This is a genomic window from Neisseria sp. Ec49-e6-T10 (assembly GCF_051132615.1).
In the GTDB taxonomy this organism is placed as follows: Bacteria; Pseudomonadota; Gammaproteobacteria; order Burkholderiales; family Neisseriaceae.
Genome location: NZ_CP152375.1, coordinates 1,780,321 through 1,798,320, shown reverse-complemented (window position 1 = coordinate 1,798,320; position 18,000 = coordinate 1,780,321). Strand labels below are relative to the sequence as shown.

Sequence of the window (18,000 nt, the reverse complement as noted above, 5' to 3'; positions counted from 1 at the left end):
TTTATAGACAAAGTCTCTTACTGCTCAATAGAATAATCAATCGTCACAACAACACGAGCAACTTTATCAATTGTGGTCTTATCATAAACCCCACCATAGTAATCATCGTTCTCGCTCCCGCCTGGAGGTAAGATATAAAAAGCCCCTTGCGTTGCAGCTTTCATCACACCTACTTTGGCATTACCTGTTTTGGCAAATTCTAGGGCTCGATCAAAAGCATTTTTGGTGGCATCTGATATCAATGACATTTTGATTTCCTCTAAATGAGAAACCAAATAATCAGGACGATTAATCGTCAATTTTAAACCTGACTCATTTAATTTATAAGCTTGCCTAACTGCTTGATCCATCTGCATCACATCTTCAGTTGAAGCAATAAAAGTTTGTTGTGCCAAAAACCCTTTAAAGACCTGCTTGTAATTATCATTGGCATCTTTTTCAGATTCATACACTTCATTGGCAACTTCTGGGTTTTCTAAAATTTGTTCATTGGTAAATTTTTGCTCTTTTAAAAATGCCAGTAATTTTGGCTTATCCGCACGAAGCTGGGCATACGCATCAGCCGCAGTTAACGCATTTGCACGGATGGTTATCTTCCAACTGGCACTATCGGCTTTTACAGGTTTTTCTGCTAAACCTTTAACCGTAATTGATTCTCGTGACGCTGCCACATTTTGTGCTGTTTTTGCCATAATAAAAGCAGAAACCACAATAGCAAGGGAGAGTAAGGCACCAAACCCCATTAATGCTTTACTTGATATGGTTCTTAAATCTGACGACATTGAATACCCTTTTATTTTTAAAGATAAGAAAACACTCTTGAGTGCACCATTACCATACTACCTTATACTTTTCTAAGCAATCGACTGTGTACAAAATATCTCAAAATAGTCATATGTTATAATAAACAGTTACTTTCTAATTTTTACATTGATTGCTTTGAAAAATTTTCATCAAAAAATAAAGGTACCATACCACTCTGAAGGCAAATTCCTCCGCATTGTATTAGCGATGCTCTTGCCTGTATTACTGGCAGTATTCCTATGCACATTTATATATGGGATGAACAGTTTTGTCAGTGGTGGATTTAATGACTTAAATACTATTGATTTTATTGGAATGTTCATCGTAATCAGTTTCGTGGGCTATATATTTATGGGAATTCAATCCATCATTTATGCTTTACTTTTAGAATATCTCGTTAACCAAAAAATAAAAAACAATATCATTACCGTTGCCACCAGTACCATATTAGGCATAGCATCGGGAATGTCATTAATATTTCTAGATGAAGATGCACCTATGCCTATTGTTGGGACAACTGTCGGTCTGATTGTTGGCATAATTATTCGTTTTATGTATCTTCGAGCACAAAAAACACAAATCGATCGTTAAATACAAATATTATTAAAACCGTTATTTAATAGAAATTTGAACAATCAAACTAAGCCAACCAGATAAACGCTTAAGCTGGCTTAATATTGTTAATCATTTTTATGATAATTAGGCGCATCCAACTGGCCTACTTGTACTTGAATATGCACTTGTATGCGGGTAATGCCTTCTTGAAAAGCAGCTTGCGCTTTTTGTAACAAATAGTCACCAACTTGTTTTTTTACTTCATCGGTTCTGCCTGGTAACATACGAAAATCAACAAACAATACAGCGCGTTGCTCATCGGTTTTACCATCACCAACAATAAACTCAGCAACAGGTACAATACGTGTTTTAAAACTGTTCAATTCAGTATTCACTAATGAGGCAATATATTCATGAGCTTCTACAACAAAGCTTTTGATTTTTTGCTTATTCGGTAAATGTTCTGAGTATTGGATACACATTAATGGCATGGTGACAACTCCTTCAATGATGTTAAATAATAATTAATCGATTACCCTATCTTCTGGCTCTCTTCCTGACCAATCGCATACAAATTGCCAAGCCACACGACCCGAACGACTACCTCGAAGTAATGACCAATTCAAAGCGGCCTGACGCGTTGTTTCATCAAACTGAATACCTGCTTGAGACAACCATTTTTGTACAACAGTCAAATACGCCTCCTGATCAAAGGGATAAAAACTCAGCCATAATCCAAAGCGATCAGAAAGGGAAACTTTTTCCTCAACCGCTTCTTGTGGATGAACTTCTCCTTTTTCCCCTTGTGTGGCATAGTTATCAGCCATCATTTCTGGCATTAAATGACGACGATTGGATGTGGCATAAACCAACACATTTTCACAACGCAAAGACAAACCACCATCTAAAGCTGTTTTAAGTGCTTTATAACTGTCATCCCCAACATCAAATGATAAGTCATCACAAAACACAATAAAACGCTCTTGTCGAGTGCTTAAAATTTCCAATAATGCAGGCAGCGCAATTAAGTCTGTTTTATCTACTTCAATTAAACGCAAACCTTCTTGTGCATATTCATGCAAAAGCGCCTTCACCAAAGAAGATTTTCCTGTTCCTCTGGCACCACTTAATAGCACATTATTAGCAGGCTTCCCTGCTAAAAATTGACGGGTATTACGCACCAATTTATCCATTTGTTTATCTACAGAGGCCAATTGCGATAAAGCAAAGGTATGTGGATGAGGTAAACTCATCAAATAACCCGTTGTCCCAATTCTTTGCCAACGATAAGCAATTGCTGTCCAATCAGGGTCTTTTTTCTCTGGTGGTAAAATGGCATCTAAACGGCGTAATACTGATAAAGCCTGAATTAAAAATGCATTAATATCTTGTTCTTTCATCGTCTTATACTCTTTTATTTTTATTCATTCGTTATAACTGAAAATCAATAATTTGCCAATTATGTTTGTTTGCGTGTTGCCGTAAAAAATCATCGGGATTAACTGCAACTGGACTATTGACCAAACTGAGTAGAGGCATATCATTACGTGAATCACTATAAAAATACACCTTATCAAAATCATCTAAATCTAAATTTCTCTCAGATAACCAATGATTTAGTCGAGTAATTTTACCTTCTTTGAAGCTTGGCACACCGACATAATTGCCTGTATAACGCCCATTTTGCTCTTCCAGTTCAACCGCAATGAGCTGATCAATCTCAAACTGAGCCACAATAGGAGCAGTAATAAAACGATTGGTTGCGGTAATGACCAGTACTTCATCCTGATTTTGTTGGTGTGCTTTCACCAAATCACGGGCGCCTTGCGGAATAATCGGGATAATGTAATTTTGTAAAAATTCTTCATGTAATTGATCTAACTGTTGCCGATCAAACCGAGATAAAGGTTCTAATTGAAAAGCCAAAAACTCATCAATATCCATCGTTCCATTTTTATATTGCTCATAAAAATAGTCATTACGTTTATCATAAAACGCTCTGTCTAATAAACCTTTATCCATTAAAAACCGTGGCCATTCAACATCTGAGTCGCCCAATATCAGCGTATAGTCCAAATCAAAAATCGCTAAATTATTCATCTTTTATGTCCTGATCCTGATGATTAATTACCTTTTTGACCAAGGGTAAGGTAATCGGTTTTTTCACGGCCAGTGAATATAAATCCAGTGTATTGAGTAATTGAATCAAACTGTTTAAATCACGGCGCCAATGGTTGAGCAAATAAATAAAAATATCATCTGCAATATGCAGTTGTTTTGCTTGAGCGAGCGCTTGTAACGCTTTTACTTTTTCTTCGTCGCTTAAAGGCGCCACCTCATACACCAAACAATATCCCATTCGGGTGCGTAAATCTTCACGCACGGTTAAATGCCATGGTGCAAACTGAGCAGAAATCAATAAAAACCCTGTTTGTTGGTCTTTAAACTGGTTAAAAATAGAAAATAATCTAATTTGCTCTTCTTCATTTAAGGCTTCTATGTGGTCTAAAGCAATAAAATCATATTCTCGTGTCTTATCTGGTAAACCATTCGTCCTGATATCCAAATAAATGGCCTGATAACCCTTGCTTAAAGCTTCCTGTACCCAAGCTTTAAGCAAATAACTTTTCCCCACACCCTCGTCTCCCCAAAGGTATACAAAGGGTTCTTGTTGGGCTTTTAATACATTAATCAACTCAAGGTTACCCTGCCCCAGAAAATGATCAAACTGGGGATAGGCATCCTGAGTAAAATCAAAAACAGATTGAACCATTTAAATCAATATCCTAAACATTTTTCCTTTTTTTCAGGTAAAAATGCGTACCATAATAAACATTTAAGACTTCTCTTGCCAAAACCAAACAAATTGCAGCTAAAGGTAAAGCCAACAGAATACCCACAAAGCCCATTAACTCACCGAATGCCATTAAAGCAAAAATCACGGCAAGTGGGGACAAACCAATTCGTTCACCCACTAATTGTGGTGTCAAAAAGAAGCTCTCCAAGGGCTGCCCAATGGCAAATACAGACCAAACCCACAAGACAGACAAATAAGAGTCAAATTGTAAAAATGCAGCCAATGTCGCTAAAGCGACGCCTGTAAATGCCCCTAAATAGGGGATAAAAACCAATAAACCAGCCAACATACCAATAGCAAAACCTGAGTTTAATCCAGTTAAAGCCAAACCCGTACCATACACAAAGCCCATGATGATCATCACCAATAACTGACCGCGTAAAAATTCGCTTAAAACGGCATCAAGTTCTTTAGCCACACTGGTCACTTTAGGTAGCCAGCGACGAGGAATCATTCTGGCTACTTTTTCTTCCCATTGGCTCCAATCCAGCAAAAAGTAATACAAAAGGAAAGGCAGCATAAATAAATTGACCAAAACCGTAATTAAACGCGAACCGCTTTGTGCCACAGAAGGCATAATTTCTTGCAAACCACTGCGTAATGTTTGCGCATTATTTTGTAAGAAATGCGTCAATGTATTGCTGTCTAATGCATAAGAGCTGCCTGTTTTGGCATTAATCCATGGAATCACCTGATCTTTGACAAAACTAATGACAGCAGGCATATGCTCAAACAAAGCATCCAATTGGTTAAACAACATAGGGACAATGATTAAAATCATGGTCAACACCATTGCAAAACAAACAAACATCACTACCATGGAGGCAACCGCTCTCTTAACCCCTCTGGCCGTAATACGGGTGACAATGGGATTTAAAATGTACGCTAAAATGGCGGCAATCACAAAAGGGGTTAAAATGTTTGATAAGCCTTTGATCAACAAAAAAGCCAGAACGATGACCAGTGGAATGATTACCCATGGTAAAATCCTGTTTTTTCTTCTTCCTTGATACATAAATCACTCTCCACGACAGATTTTATTTAATTTTGAAGTGAGTATCATACACAAAATTAATCTAAATTTGTGTAAGTACTTAATGAGATGCGTGATTTAGGTTAAAATAGTGTTTTGCTTTTCCCCAAAACCTTTGTATAGAGAATGCATATGAGTACACCTTTAAGTTACCGTGATGCCGGTGTTGATATTGATGCTGGAGATAACCTTGTCGAACAAATCAAACCCTTTGCCAAACGGACCATGCGCCCAGAAGTATTGGCTGATTTAGGTGGATTTGGTGCTTTAGTTGAAATCAGCAAAAAATATCGTGAGCCTGTACTGGTTTCGGGCACAGATGGTGTCGGCACAAAACTTAAACTCGCATTTGAATGGAATACCCATGATACAGTAGGCATTGATTTAGTTGCCATGAGCGTGAATGATATTCTGGTACAAGGTGCAGAACCCTTATTCTTTTTAGATTATTTTGCTTGCGGCAAACTTGATGTCCCTTTGGCAACAGATGTCATTAAAGGCATCGCACATGGTTGCGAACAAGCAGGTTGTGCTTTAATTGGTGGAGAAACAGCTGAAATGCCAGGTATGTATCCAGAAGGTGAATATGATCTGGCAGGTTTTGCTGTAGGTGTTGTGGAAAAATCCAATGTAATTAATGGTCGTACAATTACTGAAGGAGACATTATTTTAGGCTTAGCCTCTAATGGCGTACACTCCAATGGATACTCATTGGTGCGAAAAATTATTGAACGAGCCAATACAAACTTGGATGAGCCTTTTACCGAGGGTAAAACCTTGCGCCAAGCCATTATTGCCCCAACCCGTATTTATGTTAAACCTGTACTTGAACTGTTAAAAACCATTCCAGTTAAAGGCATGGCACATATTACTGGAGGCGGCATTACTGAAAATGTCCCACGAGTATTACCCGAAAATGTTGTCGCGCAAATAAATGCTGACGCTTGGCCTTTACCAAAACTTTTCCAATGGTTACAAAAAGAAGGACAAGTGGCTACACCTGAAATGTACAAAACGTTTAACTGTGGCATTGGTATGGTGATTATTGTTGCCGCAGAGCAAGCCCAAGAAGCCGCCAATTTATTACAAGCACAAGGCGAAACAGTATTTACTTTAGGCACGATACGCCCACGCAATGGTGATGAACATCAAACTCAAGTCGCTTAAACTTAAGATATGGTCTTAGCCTAAAAAACTAAGACCAAAAACTCAAACTTTCGTACTTCACCCACAAATATCTTCATCAAAGCCCTACACAATATGAGTAAAAACATCGTTATTTTAATCTCTGGTCGCGGCAGCAATATGCAAGCAATTGTACAGGCCAATATTCCTGGCATTCATATTGCAGCAATTATCAGCAATGATCCTGATGCTTTAGGCCTTAGGTGGGCAAAAGAGCAAGGTATTCATACCATTGCGTTAAACCATCAGGATTTTCCAACACGTGCTGAATTTGATTTAGCCTTACAACACAGCATTGATCAGTTTTCTCCTGAACTGGTTGTATTGGCGGGTTTCATGAGAATTTTAAGTGAATCGTTTACTCAACACTTTGCCCATAAACTGATCAATATTCACCCATCTTTATTGCCCAGTTTTACGGGTTTACATACCCATCAAAGAGCCATTGATATGGGCTGTAAAATTGCAGGCTGCACTGTACATTTTGTGACCGCGCAACTTGATTATGGACCCATTATTACTCAAGCCGTGGTACCTATATTGCCAGAAGATACAGAAGAATGCCTTGCAAACCGTGTTTTAAAGATGGAACACCAAATTTACCCCCAAGCAATTGCTGATTTTATTGGTGGGCACTTGACCATCAAAGGCATGCAAGTACACAATAGCCGTACCCACCTTCAGGAAAATGGCGCAATTTACTCCTAATATATGAAACACTCAAATAAAGTACTGTACTTTGCACTGGTTGTCTCCCTACTCATTCATATTGTGTTTATTGTGAATGGACACATTACTCATGCCATTGAATCGATTGAGCCTACTCAATTAAAACCAATAGAGTTAACCCTACAAGAATACACTTTAGATGAGCAAACACCTACGATACAAACCGCAGATACTCAAACAATAGAGCAACAAGAACAAACGCAAATTGCCAGACAACAACAAGAAAACCAAGTCATATTGGTGCAATCTCAAACAAAAAAAGAAACACCACAAAACAAAACAACAGTTGATGCCGCACAAGCCAATACAAAAAAAGGCAACTTAAACTTAACTGGCGCAATTAGAGGGCCATTAACCCCTAAAGACCCTAAAAATAATGCTCAGCAACGCACAGCTTCTGATACGATTGTTTCAGAAGAAAATAAATCGGCCAGTGAACCACAAGCCATTAGTGAACCCGTTACCAATACAGATTCCAATCAAGATACACAAGAGGAAAAAGCGCCCACGAACACTGAGCAAAAAAGCATACTCATTACAGAAAAAGATATTGCCCAAAATAAAGGGGTTATTGCACCGAAAGGAAATGAAAAAATTACTTTTCCTCGTTCTGCTCAAATCAAATACACAGGGCCAGTTCCCGGTGAAATGAATTTTCAACGTTCAGGAAGTGATTACACCATTACCGCTAAACTAAAAGTACCCTTTAAGAACTTTCAGTTTAAAGCCGTAGGTTCTATTACCGATGGTCGATTCAAACCCAACCGTTATACAGACACACGAGGCGGAAAATTATACGCCTATGCCAATTTTGATTATGAAAAAAAACTGATTACTTATGGCAAAGATGGGGAAGAAAAAACCAGCCCATTAGACGAAAATGCTCTGGATATTTTTAGCGCTGCATGGCAATTGGCACTCAATAGTGGCACATCATCACCATTACAAATCACCAATGGTAAATCTGTCCGCACTTACACCCCCAGCCAGCTAGGCGGTGTTGGTAGGGAATATAACCAAGGAGAGGGTAAATTACGGATAAAAGTATTTACTATTCCCAATGACAAAAAAATAGAATATGGTTTGGCTGCCGATTTTGGCAATATCCCAGCTTATATTAATTTTGAAGGTTATATACTTGATCCTGTTGGTATTAAGCTAGATGGACAGGAATATTGGAAAGCCGTACAACGTGTTAAATAAAATAAAACCAAATATACTGTTTTACAAAAAAATCATTGTTTTTTTGTGTTTATGGCTGTTTTGTTCCATTCATCTTGCTGTCGCACAAAAGGCCAATCAACCGACACCATATCCCCAAACCATCTTGCTAAAATATCAAGGTATCATACCAGGTGAGATGTATTTTGAACAAAATGGAACAACCTATACTATTCTCACAACGCTACAAATTCCATTTAAAATTTTTACCTTTAAAACGGAAGGTAAAATCATCAATAACCAGCTGGTCCCTTTAGTGTACACAGATACTCGAGGAGGCCAATTATATGCACAAGCTGAATTTGATTATGAAAAGAAACATATTATCTATGGAAAAAGTAATCAGGAAAAACTAATTGTCCCTATGCAGGAAAATGCCTTAGATATTTTCAGTTTGCCTTGGCAATTGGCTTTATCAAATGGGCAGCTGAATGCATCTGTACAGATCACCAATGGTAAATCAGTTTCTATTTATCCATTAGATCAAATGAGTATCTCTTCAAAAATGTATCAAGTATCGCCCAAAAACCTCCATTTAAAATTATTCAGTACAACCAATAATAAACACATAGAATATGGGCTTGCCACTGATTTATACAACGTACCAGCTTATATTTCGTTTGAAGGATACACACTGTACCCCGAACGGATTATTGTCAATGCACAGCAATACTGGCAAAGTTCACAAATTGACCAACTCAAAAAGCCCAATACTCCACCCCCATTTAACATAATATTGAATAAACGATGACCCCAATACAATTACAACATACTGAACACATTGTTACCGAGCTTTTGGCCTTTACCCAACCTGCTGACAGCATTTTGGCTAGCTACTTTAAGAAAAACAGTAAAATTGGTGCAAAAGACAGATACGAAATCAGTGAAGTGGTCTTTGCATTATTGCGCCGCTACGAAACCCTAATGGCTTTTTTTAAGCAAAAAACACAAGCTAAAAACCTTATCCTAGGCACACTGGTTTTAAACAAACAAAAAACACCTGCAGAACTTGCCATCTTCGCCAATGACAAAGAACAACAACAATTACAACAATTATGCCAACAAGCACCAACCATTAGTCAGCTTAACTTAAACACCCAAACCGAATTACCCAATTGGTTACTCGATAAACTGTCCTTTTTTAGCCCACAAGAGTTACACGCCTTTGCATCAAGCTTAACAACCAGTGGCCCATTAGACCTAAGGGTGAACACTTTAAAAGCAAAACGAGACAATATACTTAAGGCATTGCAACAAGAAGGGATTGATGCCATATCAACACCTTTTTCACCTTGGGGTATACGACTTACGCAAAAAAAGGCTCTTAATAAGCACCCCTTATTTACCAATGGCACAATTGAAATTCAAGATGAAGGCAGCCAATTATTGGCTTTATTGACTCAGGCCAAACGGGGCGAAATGATGATAGACTTCTGCGCAGGAGCAGGAGGGAAAACTTTAGCCCTTGGTGCGATGATGGCTAATACCGGGCGAATCTACGCCATTGATGTATCTGATACCCGCTTAAGGAACATTAAACCCAGATTAGAGCGTTCTGGCTTAACCAATGTGACCATCCAACATATTGCACAAGAACAAGACAGCCGTTTACACAAACTCTATGGGAAAGCAGATAAGGTTTTAATTGATGCTCCTTGCTCAGGTTTAGGGACATTAAGACGACACCCCGATTTAAAATACCGACAAAATGACGAAAATCTTGCTAAAATTACACAAATGCAGCAAAACATCCTGTGTGCAGCAGCGCCTTTAGTCAAAAAAGGGGGGAAACTAATTTATGCAACATGCAGTATTTTGCCAGAAGAAAACGAGCAACAAATTGCCCTATTTTTAGCGAATCACCCCGACTTTAGCTTATGCCCCGTGCAAGATATATTGAAACAACAAAAAATAGCATTAGATATGGAACAGTATTTAAATCTTACGCCTCATCAACATCAAACAGATGGTTTTTTTGCCGCAATTTTGGTAAAAAATTAATCTATCGACAGTCATATAAAGGAAAACATCATGACCACTCAAGAAACAATTGATCAAATTGTCAAAACACATAAAGTTGTTTTATTTATGAAAGGCACAGCACAATTTCCACAGTGTGGTTTTTCGGCACGTGCGGTACAACTGCTACAGGAAAGTGGCTGTAAAGATTTTTTTACAGTAAACGTACTGGAAAACAACGATATTCGCCAAGGCATCAAAGAATACGCCAACTGGCCAACGATTCCTCAATTGTATATCAATGGCGAATTTATGGGCGGCTCTGACATCATGACAGAAATGTTCCAAGCCGGTGAACTACAAGAACTATTACAAAACTAATCATAGGTATTCATGATTATATGATCAAACGAACCATTTACTTTATCGGAAAAATTTTCTTTGGTTTAATTGGCTTAGGGGTTGGTTATTTTTTATTGGCATTTTTATTAGGCCTTACCAGTGTCAATAATGATTTTAACCCTACACAAGGCACCATTAAAATTTTTCTGATCAGTAATGGTACCCATGCAGGTATTGCCGTGCCTACGGCACACCCACAAAAAGACTGGCGTACCATTTTTTTACCCACACAAACAAAAAATCCTACACTCAGTCAAAACAAACCTTATATTCTTATAGGATGGGGCAGTAAAACTTTTTATACCAAAGTACCCAACTGGGGAGATTTACGCCCGAGCACAGCCATTAAAGCCATTACATTCGATGATTCAGTCTTACACGGTGACTACATTAACGAGCCAGAATCTTTACATTATGCAAAAGCAATTATGCTCACCTCTACTCAGTATACAAAGTTAATTGAGTCAATTGAATCAGAACTGTCATATGATGGACAAAAACAAACACAATATGTGAATGTCCATTACCACAACACAGATGTTTTTTATAACGCAAAACAGTCCTATACCGCTTGGCGCACTTGTAATCAATGGGTTCGCAACCAATTAAGCATTGCGGGTGTTTCAGTACCAGCTTGGGCACCTTTTGCCCAAACATTATTTTGGCATTTACCTTAGAGATAAAATACGATGAATATTAATATTGTCCAACACCCATTAGTACAACACAAACTTTCTTTAATGAGAGAAAAAGCCTGTAGCACTTATAAATTTCGTACCTTAGCGCAAGAATTAGGCCGTTTACTGGCCTATGAAGCAACACGGGACTTTCCTGTAGAAACATGTCAAATAGAAGGCTGGTGTGGCCAAATAGAAGCGCAACAAATCAAAGGCAAAAAAGTAACATTAGTGCCTATTTTACGTGCAGGTATTGGCATGCTTGATGGCGTTTTGGATATGATTCCTACAGCTAAAATCAGTGTTGTTGGGCTTTATAGAAACGAAGAAACTTTAGAACCTGTACCCTATTTCGATAAATTTGTGGACAACCTCCAAGAACGTACAGCCCTTATTTTAGACCCTATGTTGGCAACAGGCGGCTCCGTTGTGGCAACAATCGATATGCTCAAAGCCAAAGGCTGCCAACAAATTAAAGTACTTGTTCTGGTTGCCGCACCAGAAGGCGTTAAAGCAGTAAACTCAGCTCATCCTGATGTGATGATTTATACTGCATCATTAGACAGCCATTTAAATGAAGCCGGTTATATTATTCCTGGCTTAGGGGACGCAGGTGATCGGTTATTTGGAACTAAATAGTAACCCGAGTATACGATAGATTAGACAAATGTTATAATATTGATATTATATCAAATACGCATTTAGTTCAGATTTTATATTACATTTAAAATCTGAACTAAATGCGTAAAAACATAACTAATGTTTATTAACTTTAATCTATCTGGAACCTGAACAATGTCGTTACCTGAATCTAGAAAAACCAACCCTGAATTAGACACCTTTTTGCGAGTCAGCTGTTTTACTGAAGAGGAAGCTGCACGTTTGGCTCGTTTAGGTACCATTATTAAACCTCAACTACCTGCATTAACTGACCGCTTTTATGAGCAGCTACAAAAAGATGCCACTATGCAACCTTATCTAGAAGGTCGTATTGATGCATTAAAATCGACCCACTTAGCTTGGCTAGAAAGCTTATTCACAGGAAACTATGATGATGCTTTTATTGCTCAACAAGAAAAAATCGGCTTTGTTCATGTTAAAGTAAAAGTACCGCCTTTATTTGTGGCTTCAAGCATGAGTTTTTTACGGGCAGAAATCCCAACAATTTTGACCGATGAACATCTGAATAGTTTAGGTGAATCTCGTGCTATTTGCACAGGCTCCATATTACGTGTACTTGATTTATCCCAATTTTTAATTGATGGCGCTTACTTTAAAAGCATTATGGATGTAATGGGTATTTCAAAAGCATTATTAGATCGTTTAATGACCTTATAAATCCCTATTCATTCGCCAAGAATAGACCTATCAAACAACGATGGGTCTATTTTTTTAATACGGATATTGTGACAACATTCAAACAAAAGAATCATGATGAAGACTGAGCGTAAAACAAACGAAACATAATGAACGCAATTAAAGACAAGCTAGTCCAAGCCAAATTTACAGCTTACCCTGAACAATATAGACAACCATTACTCATCATACGAGCGTTAATATTTGATATTGCTGGCTCTACTGATGGTGTCGGTTCTATTACTGAAACACTTAAATGGTCACAACCTAGCTACTTAACAGAAGAAAGCGGCTCTGGCACAACAATTCGTTTAGACCAGTTTGGGATCAATCAAATCACTATTTTTGTGCACTGCCAAACAACATTAATTGGCTCTTTCAAAACACTTTTCCCTGAACTGCATTACTCAAAAAATAGAGCGATTGTTTTGGATTTAAACAAACCTTTACCCATCGACATCTTAAGCTTATTCATTGAAATGGCATTAACCTACCAATTAAATAAAAAAACACGTACAACAGAAAAATAGAACACACCTTCACTAAGCTATAACTTACACTACCTATACACCAAACCAAATAAATCATTTTTCTATGGTAAAAACCACATGATTAAAACAAGATCATCAATAATTTAAATACAAATACACATCCACTTACCCGAACAAGCACGAAATCCTTTACAATCTTTCTTTTTAGGAGATCAGCCATGTCAAAAAACACTGAGCCCAAAACATTTGAAGAAGCCATGACACAACTGGAGCAAATCACAGCCTCCATGCAAAATAATGACCTGCCATTAGAGCAAGCATTAAATGCTTATAAAGAAGGCGGAAAATTGATCCAATTTTGCCAAAAACGTCTAAGTGAAGTAGAAGAACAATTAAAAATGTTTGACGGAAATAAGTTAGTCGATTTACCTGAAACAGACAATTAGGCTTAAATTATTGTAGAGAAAAATATCATGATCAGTTCCAACGATTTTAACCAATGGCAAACCCGTGCACAGGCACAAACCGAATTAATACTAAACCGCGTATTGCCTACGGCCCAACAAGAACCCATCTATTTACATGAAGCCATGCGCTACGTTACCTTAGATGGTGGCAAACGCCTGCGCCCCTTATTGGTTTTTGCTAGTGCCGCTTTAGGGCAAGCTGATCATGATTTTGCAGAACTTTGTGCTGCGGCAATAGAGTGTATTCATGTCTATTCACTGGTTCACGATGATATGCCCGCAATGGACAATGATTCCTTACGTAGAGGTAAGCCAACATGTCATATTGCTTACAATGAAGCCACCGCTTTACTTGTAGGTGATGCCTTACAAACATTGGCTTTTGACTTAGTCAGCCGACCAAGTCAATTACCGACTGAAACGCAACTACATATTATACAAACTTTAGCACATGCTTCTGGTAGTTTAGGCATGGCAGGCGGCCAAGCAATTGATCTTGCACATGTTGGCAAACCCATGAGTCAAGCTCAATTAGAAAATATGCATCAACTGAAAACTGGTGCACTGATTAAAGCCGCAATTCGTATGGGCGCTTTATGTTGCACAGACATGACATCCGCACAGCTTGCCCAACTAAATGATTATGCCCAATATTTAGGGTTGGCCTTTCAGGTCGTTGATGATGTGCTTGATTGTGAACAAGACAGCGCGACCTTAGGAAAAACGGCAGGAAAAGATGCTCAACAAAACAAACCAACTTATGTCAGTTTAATGGGGCTTGACCAAGCAAAAACTTATGCCCAAGAATTAATTGATGGTGCCATAAATAGTTTAATTTCATTTGATGAACATGCAGACTTATTAAGATCATTAGCATATTACGTCATTAAAAGACAAGCCTAAATATAAAACAGAAAAAACAGCAAACATTTGTTCTCCTTGCTGTTTTTTATAATATATCTTTAAAATTTCTCTCAATATAAATTGATATTTTAAAATCATTTTTTGCAAAATATGAATTTTTATTCATTTTTATGATAAAATAGCTCCCCAGTTTGAATGAAATCACATATTTTTATCGCAGTATTGATACTTTGAACCCCAAAATTTAAAGCACTGCACACATGTATATTTACATATTTCATAAATATGACAACATTGTTGCCATCAATAAAATTTTAGCTTAATTAATCTGGTTATTTTGATAAATAAAGCTTAAATAGCACAAGTCAAAATATACCTTAAGCATAAAAAATTTAAATATACAGCTTTGAATACTGTATTAAAAAGAAGGAAGAATGAATGCCCCAATCCCAGCAAATGAGTTCCAAATTTTTACCCTTTCGTAATAAAATCAACCCTACTGTCTTTTTCATTTCTGCTATTTTTATTATTTTACTGGTCGTTTATACCATTATTGACGCAGAAAATGCCAATACCCAATTCAAGAATATTCAAGACCATCTCACACAACAAGCTGGCTGGCTCTATATTTTGGCCGTGGCCATTATTCTACTTTCAATTACATTTTTAGCCTGTTCTCGTTATGGCGACATTAAATTAGGCCCTAATCACGCCCAACCCGATTTTAGTTATGTTTCTTGGATTGCGATGCTATTTTGTGCTGGTATGGGAATCGGTTTGATGTTTTTTGGCGTGGCAGAGCCCGTCATGCACTATCTTAGCCCACCAGTAGGAGAACCAGGCACACAAAAAGCAGCAACAGAGGCGATGAAGCTAACATTTTTTCACTGGGGACTTCATGCATGGGCAATCTACGCGATTGTTGGACTTATTTTGGCTTTTTTTAGCTTTCGCCATAACTTACCCTTAACACTGCGTTCTGCTCTGTACCCCATTATAGGGGATAAAATATATGGTCCTATTGGTCATGCTGTGGATATTTTTGCCATATTAGGTACTGTCTTTGGTGTAGCCACTACCATGGGATATGGCGTCCTACAAATTAATTCTGGATTCAATTATTTATTCAATTTACCCATTAATACCACTGTACAAGTGGTTCTGATTATTATTGTGACCTGTTGTGCCACTTTATCTGTTGTATCGGGTTTAAATGCTGGGCTTCGGCGTTTATCTGAATTAAATATGGCTTTAGCCATTATTTTATTATTACTCATTGGCATATTAGGCCCAAGTGTTTTATTGATTAAATTATTGGTTCAAAATACAGGCGCTTATTTAAGTGAAATTGTTGGTAAAACATTCAATATGTATGCCTATGGTTCAGAATCAACGACACAATGGCTTGGTGGCTGGACATTATTATACTGGGGTTGGTGGTTATCTTGGTCTCCGTTTGTAGGCATGTTCATTGCGCGGATTTCCCGTGGTAGAACCATTCGACAATTTGTGGTGGGCGCCATGATCATACCCACAGGCTTTACTTTATTATGGATGACTTTTTTCGGGGGCGAAGCCATTCACTTAATCGCCAATGAAGGGGCAACTGACTTAGCCACCGCAGTGCAAGCAGATGTATCCGTTGCTTTGTTTAAATTTTTTGAGTATTTCCCATTTAGTCGGGTACTGTCTATATTTGGCGTATTAATGGTCATTATCTTTTTTGTGACGTCTGCCGATTCTGCCGCCATGGTCGTGGATATGCTCGCCTCTGGTGGGCAGGAAAACACCCCATTATGGCAACGTATTTTTTGGTCTTCTACCATGGGTATCGTGGCAATTGCTTTATTATTTTCTGGGGGGTTATCCGCTTTACAAACCATGACCATAGTCACAGCTTTGCCTTATGCAATGGTATTACTGATCGCTATTTATGGGTTATTTAAAGCATTACAAATTGATACCATTAAACTGAATACCCAACAAATAACCAATCTGGCACCTATTGCCAGCCACAATCCCATTTCTTGGCAACGACGGATTAAAAACATGACATTTTTTCCAAAACGCTCTCATGTAAAACGTTTTGTTGATGAAGTAGTCAACCCTGCCATCCAAATGGTTGCAGACGAATTACAAAAACAAAATATTGCGTCTACCATTACCATGGAAGATGATTTTATTTGTATCGAAGTCAATTTAGGTAATGACCTTAATTTTTCCTATCAAGTGCGTTTAAGAGCATATAATCAACCTGCTTTTTCACTAATGGATGTAGAAGAAGACTATAAAAATGAAGACTATAAATATTATCGTGCAGATGTTCACCTACACGAAGGTGGACAAGACTATGATGTGATGGGTTGGACCAAAGAACAAATCATCAATGATATTCTGGATCAATATGAAAAACACTTACATTTCTTACATCTAGTACGGTAAATAGCAACCTATAAAAAGCATCATGATCAATAAAATCATGATGCTCTATCTGAAGTTTATATGGTTTTTGCTAAAAACGACAACAACGTCTCTTCTGTAGGCATGCCTGTTTGTGCACCATGGGCAGTAACCGATAATGCACCTGCGGCGCAAGCACGTTTGACCGCTTCATTTAAACCCAAATGATAATACACAGCCAATGCCCCATTAAAAGTATCGCCTGCACCAGTACTGTCTACCACATCAACCTGAAAACCTGACTGATACTCAGCTAAGCCGCCATCTTTACAAAAGTAGGCACCTTGTTCACCACGGGTTAACACCACTTGCCCTGACACATATGAAAACAAACTAAAAATATCTGTATCATGGGGTAAATCCAAACTGACAATAAACTCATGTTCGTTTGGCGTGAGCAAGGTCACTTTATGGGTTAATGATTTGGGCAAACGTTTTGCTGGAGCTGGATTTAAAATAAAAGGTTTTTGGTATTTTTCAGCAAGATCAGCGACAGCTTCCACTACATCAAGAGGAATTTCAAGCTGTGACAGAACAACATCAGCTTGCTCAAACAATTTTTCATGTGCCAGAACATCTTCTACGCAAACAAAAGCATTGGCACCTCTGGTGACCACAATATTATTGTGTCCCTTACTCACCATCACAACAGCGACACCAGAAGGACTATTTTCAACTACTTTAACGCCTTGAATATTCACACCGTCATTTTGTAAATTCTGACGCAGTTGATTGCCAAAATCATCATCGCCAACAGCACCAATCAAACTGACCTTTGCACCCAATCTGGCCGCAGCAATGGCTTGATTTGCTCCCTTCCCCCCACAATAGGTCGCAAAGTGCTCCCCTATAAGCGTTTCGCCCGGTTGAGGAAATTTAGGAACAGTTGTGACTAAATCCATATTGACACTGCCAACAACTAATACGTTACGCATACTTT

21 protein-coding genes are annotated in these 18,000 nt (G+C 38.0%); 14 read left to right on the top strand and 7 right to left on the bottom strand.

The window, feature by feature from the left end:
- Positions 1–17 precede the first annotated feature (17 nt).
- Entirely contained in the window at positions 18–782 is a 765-nt protein-coding gene (locus tag AADH04_RS09280; RefSeq protein ID WP_434777007.1) for an SIMPL domain-containing protein, read from the bottom strand.
- 373 nt (positions 783–1,155) lie between these two features.
- Here AADH04_RS09280 and AADH04_RS09275 point away from each other — a divergent pair, with 373 nt between their 5' ends.
- Positions 1,156–1,395, top strand: coding sequence for a hypothetical protein (locus AADH04_RS09275; protein WP_434777006.1), 240 nt, complete (start codon positions 1,156–1,158; stop codon positions 1,393–1,395).
- Positions 1,396–1,484: 89 nt separating this feature from the next.
- On the opposite strand, the gene AADH04_RS09270 is transcribed toward AADH04_RS09275, so the two are convergent.
- From AADH04_RS09270 to AADH04_RS09250, 5 genes are read right to left on the bottom strand one after another with little or no spacing between them, the layout of a single operon-like run.
- On the bottom strand, positions 1,485–1,850 hold the full coding sequence (locus AADH04_RS09270) for a 5-carboxymethyl-2-hydroxymuconate Delta-isomerase (RefSeq protein WP_434777005.1): 366 nt from the start codon (positions 1,848–1,850) through the stop codon (positions 1,485–1,487).
- A 33-nt stretch (positions 1,851–1,883) separates the two neighbouring features.
- Positions 1,884–2,759: an ATP-binding protein gene (locus AADH04_RS09265; RefSeq protein ID WP_434777004.1), complete on the bottom strand. Its 876-nt coding sequence runs from the start codon at positions 2,757–2,759 to the stop codon at positions 1,884–1,886.
- 31 nt (positions 2,760–2,790) lie between these two features.
- The gene (locus AADH04_RS09260) at positions 2,791–3,459 is read right to left on the bottom strand and encodes an HAD family hydrolase (RefSeq protein WP_434777003.1); all 669 of its coding nucleotides are present in this window, start codon (positions 3,457–3,459) and stop codon (positions 2,791–2,793) included.
- A complete protein-coding gene (gene hda, locus AADH04_RS09255; protein WP_434777002.1) occupies positions 3,452–4,132 on the bottom strand; it encodes a DnaA regulatory inactivator Hda in 681 nt (226 codons plus the stop codon). Before hda ends, AADH04_RS09260 begins: the two co-directional genes overlap by 8 nt.
- Before the next feature lie 13 nt (positions 4,133–4,145).
- Positions 4,146–5,231 (bottom strand): AI-2E family transporter, encoded by a 1,086-nt coding sequence (locus AADH04_RS09250; protein WP_434777001.1) that lies wholly within the window; start codon positions 5,229–5,231, stop codon positions 4,146–4,148.
- Between the two features lie 150 nt (positions 5,232–5,381).
- On the opposite strand from AADH04_RS09250, the gene purM reads away from it, so the two are divergent.
- The 13 genes from purM to AADH04_RS09185 all read left to right on the top strand — a co-directional run bounded on the left by purM (position 5,382) and on the right by AADH04_RS09185 (position 17,042).
- A complete protein-coding gene (gene purM, locus AADH04_RS09245; RefSeq protein WP_434777000.1) occupies positions 5,382–6,416 on the top strand; it encodes a phosphoribosylformylglycinamidine cyclo-ligase in 1,035 nt (344 codons plus the stop codon).
- Positions 6,417–6,509: 93 nt separating this feature from the next.
- A complete protein-coding gene (purN, locus tag AADH04_RS09240) occupies positions 6,510–7,142 on the top strand; it encodes a phosphoribosylglycinamide formyltransferase (protein WP_434776999.1) in 633 nt (210 codons plus the stop codon).
- A 3-nt stretch (positions 7,143–7,145) separates the two neighbouring features.
- Complete coding sequence (locus AADH04_RS09235; protein WP_434776998.1) at positions 7,146–8,366, top strand: hypothetical protein; 1,221 nt, start codon at positions 7,146–7,148, stop codon at positions 8,364–8,366.
- Entirely contained in the window at positions 8,356–9,135 is a 780-nt protein-coding gene (locus AADH04_RS09230) for a hypothetical protein (protein ID WP_434776997.1), read from the top strand. The genes AADH04_RS09235 and AADH04_RS09230 overlap by 11 nt, the downstream gene beginning before the upstream one ends.
- Positions 9,132–10,385, top strand: coding sequence for an RsmB/NOP family class I SAM-dependent RNA methyltransferase (locus tag AADH04_RS09225; RefSeq protein ID WP_434776996.1), 1,254 nt, complete (start codon positions 9,132–9,134; stop codon positions 10,383–10,385). Before AADH04_RS09230 ends, AADH04_RS09225 begins: the two co-directional genes overlap by 4 nt.
- A gap of 30 nt (positions 10,386–10,415) precedes the next feature.
- Positions 10,416–10,724, top strand: a complete 309-nt coding sequence (gene grxD / locus AADH04_RS09220) for a Grx4 family monothiol glutaredoxin (protein ID WP_434776995.1) — start codon at positions 10,416–10,418, stop codon at positions 10,722–10,724.
- A 20-nt stretch (positions 10,725–10,744) separates the two neighbouring features.
- Positions 10,745–11,422, top strand: a complete 678-nt coding sequence (locus AADH04_RS09215; protein ID WP_434776994.1) for a TIGR02117 family protein — start codon at positions 10,745–10,747, stop codon at positions 11,420–11,422.
- Between the two features lie 12 nt (positions 11,423–11,434).
- The gene (gene upp / locus AADH04_RS09210) at positions 11,435–12,061 is read left to right on the top strand and encodes a uracil phosphoribosyltransferase (RefSeq protein ID WP_434776993.1); all 627 of its coding nucleotides are present in this window, start codon (positions 11,435–11,437) and stop codon (positions 12,059–12,061) included.
- Between the two features lie 156 nt (positions 12,062–12,217).
- Complete coding sequence (locus tag AADH04_RS09205) at positions 12,218–12,760, top strand: protoglobin domain-containing protein (protein WP_434776992.1); 543 nt, start codon at positions 12,218–12,220, stop codon at positions 12,758–12,760.
- Positions 12,761–12,888: 128 nt separating this feature from the next.
- The gene (locus AADH04_RS09200) at positions 12,889–13,308 is read left to right on the top strand and encodes a hypothetical protein (RefSeq protein WP_434776991.1); all 420 of its coding nucleotides are present in this window, start codon (positions 12,889–12,891) and stop codon (positions 13,306–13,308) included.
- A 179-nt stretch (positions 13,309–13,487) separates the two neighbouring features.
- The gene (gene xseB, locus AADH04_RS09195) at positions 13,488–13,715 is read left to right on the top strand and encodes an exodeoxyribonuclease VII small subunit (RefSeq protein WP_434776990.1); all 228 of its coding nucleotides are present in this window, start codon (positions 13,488–13,490) and stop codon (positions 13,713–13,715) included.
- A gap of 27 nt (positions 13,716–13,742) precedes the next feature.
- Entirely contained in the window at positions 13,743–14,639 is an 897-nt protein-coding gene (locus tag AADH04_RS09190; RefSeq protein WP_434776989.1) for a polyprenyl synthetase family protein, read from the top strand.
- A 399-nt stretch (positions 14,640–15,038) separates the two neighbouring features.
- On the top strand, positions 15,039–17,042 hold the full coding sequence (locus tag AADH04_RS09185; protein WP_434776988.1) for a BCCT family transporter: 2,004 nt from the start codon (positions 15,039–15,041) through the stop codon (positions 17,040–17,042).
- 56 nt (positions 17,043–17,098) lie between these two features.
- On the opposite strand, the gene rbsK is transcribed toward AADH04_RS09185, so the two are convergent.
- Complete coding sequence (gene rbsK, locus AADH04_RS09180; protein WP_434776987.1) at positions 17,099–17,995, bottom strand: ribokinase; 897 nt, start codon at positions 17,993–17,995, stop codon at positions 17,099–17,101.
- Positions 17,996–18,000 lie beyond the last annotated feature (5 nt).